Source organism: Terrisporobacter muris, from assembly GCF_024621905.1.
GTDB lineage: Bacteria > Bacillota > Clostridia > Peptostreptococcales > Peptostreptococcaceae > Terrisporobacter > Terrisporobacter muris.
The window spans coordinates 1-2,338 of the sequence record NZ_JANKBY010000449.1 but is presented as its reverse complement, the minus strand read 5'-3'; the positions used below and the strand labels follow the sequence as shown (position 1 = coordinate 2,338).

Annotated in this window: 2 protein-coding genes; both read left to right on the top strand. The window is 28.4% G+C overall.

Annotated elements, in window-relative coordinates; genetic code table 11:
* On the top strand, positions 1-1,009 hold a 1,009-nt coding region (locus NSA58_RS19050), incomplete at its 5' end, for an HPP family protein (protein WP_257560856.1).
* A gap of 13 nt (positions 1,010-1,022) precedes the next feature.
* Positions 1,023-2,338, top strand: a 1,316-nt coding sequence (locus NSA58_RS19045; RefSeq protein WP_257560855.1) for an MATE family efflux transporter, incomplete at its 3' end; no start/stop codon positions are given.

Below are 2,338 nucleotides of genomic sequence, written 5' to 3'. Positions count from 1 at the left end.
GTTTTTTATATTTAAATTATGGGAAGAGGAAGTGAATATGAAGAAAAAAAGATATGTTTTTTCCCTAATATTTACTATTTTTATGGTGTTTTGTGCAGAGTACTTAAATCAACTGGAAATAATTTTTCCTGAAATTCTTGCCTTGTTATCAGGTGCATGGATAGCTGAAAATCAACCATGGAAAGTAAATAAAGTACAATTGTTTTTGTTAATGTCTATATCTTCATTTGTTGGAGTTATATTAGTGAAATATCTATCAATCCATATACTTGTCAAAATATCAATAGCATTTACATTTTCTTATATAATGTTACGTCTTACAAAAACAACAATTATACCTTTAATTTCAGCATGTATATTACCAATTTTACTTAATACGTCTACTTGGGTTTATCCCATATCAGTAACTATAATGTGTGCTTTAATCGTAATTTTTCAATATATTATGGAAGTACGTGGCATTAGAAACGCAGAAAAATACGTCAAAGAAGATACACTCTTAGGTAATTTAGTAACAGTAGATATGGAGGATGTAAGTGAACAATATACTATAAAAAAATATTTCAAAACATTATTAATTATTTTGCTAGTTTCTTTTATACCTGTAAAAACAAGTAATTTATATTTTATAGCACCTCCATTAATAGTAACTTTTATGGAATTTTCTGAACCCTCAAGTCCAGCTAGAAAAAGTGTTAAAAAGATAATATTTATACTTCTAGTAGCATCTTTTATTGGTACTACCTTAAGAATATTTTTAAATGTATATTTGCAATTTCCTCTATGGCTAGTAGCAGGAATTACTACACTCTGCATTTTTACTATTTTTGAAAAGACAAGTATTATTTTTCCACCAGCAGGAGCAATTTCACTTCTACCATTGTTATTAAATACAGACGGACTTTATTTGTATCCTATTCAAGTGTTTATAGGTAGCTGTATATTTATATTTTTTGCTTTATTTATATTTAGAAATGATAAAATAGATGATTATGAATTAAATAACTAACAGAGGAGAATTTATGCATACAAAAGATAAACAATTTGAAAAAATGACTAATACACCCATACCAAAATTAGTTTCTTCTTTAGCAATACCTACTATTATTAGTATGTTAATAACATCCATATATAATATGGCTGATACATATTTTGTTTCTCAGCTAGGTACTAGCGCATCTGCTGCCACTGGTATTGTATTTTCATTAATGGCAATTATACAAGCTATTGCCTTTGCCATAGGAATAGGTTCTGGAAGTACTATTTCTAGAAGACTTGGAGAACAAAATAAAGAAGAGGCTGATATTTTGGGGTCTTCAGGATTTGTTACTTCTTTAGTATTTGGGTTTATCTTATTAGTATTTGGTAACATATTTATAGAGCCACTAATGATTATCCTTGGTTCAACAGAAACAATATTACCATATTCTATAAGCTACGCAAAATACATATTGTTTGCAGCACCATTTATGGCTACTTCTTTTATTTTAAATAACATACTAAGAGCAGAAGGAAAAGCTAATTTGGCAATGGTAGGTATAAGTATTGGAGGCATTATAAATATAATTTTAGATCCCATATTTATATTTTCATTTAAATTAGGTATTAGTGGTGCTGCCATAGCAACAGCCACAAGCCAGTTTATAAGTTTTATAATATTATTTTCATTTTATTTAAGAAGAAAAACCATAGTTCAGTTTTCAATAAAGAAAATTTCAAGAAATATTAATACATACTTTATTATATTGAAAAATGGAATGCCTAGTTTTTTTAGACAAGGACTAGCAAGTATAGCAACCGTAGCCTTAAATTTTAATGCAGGGAATTATGGAGATTCTGCTGTAGCTGCCATGTCTATTGTCGGAAGAATATGTATGTTAATATTTTGCGTTGTAATCGGTTATGGTCAAGGATACCAACCAGTAGTAGGTTATAATTATGGTGCTAAAAATTATCATAGAGTTAAAGAATCATTTTTATTTACTTTGAAAGTTGGAACTAGCATAATGACAGTCTTGGCTATAATTGGATTTATATTATCACCAAAAATAATGTCTTGGTTTATTTCAGATTTGGAAGTCATTAAAATAGGAACAAATGCATTACGATATCAATGTTTAGTAATGCCACTCATGACTTTGGGTGTCTTATCTAACATGACATTTCAAGCAGTGGGTAAGCCCTTGCATGCAACTTTTTTAACATCTTGTCGCCAAGGTATATTTTTTCTTCCGTTAATTATAATTTTACCAAAGTTATTCTCTTTAAAAGGAGTAGAAATTACACAACCAATTTCAGATATTTTAACTTTCATTATAAGTATTCCTTTTATATATAA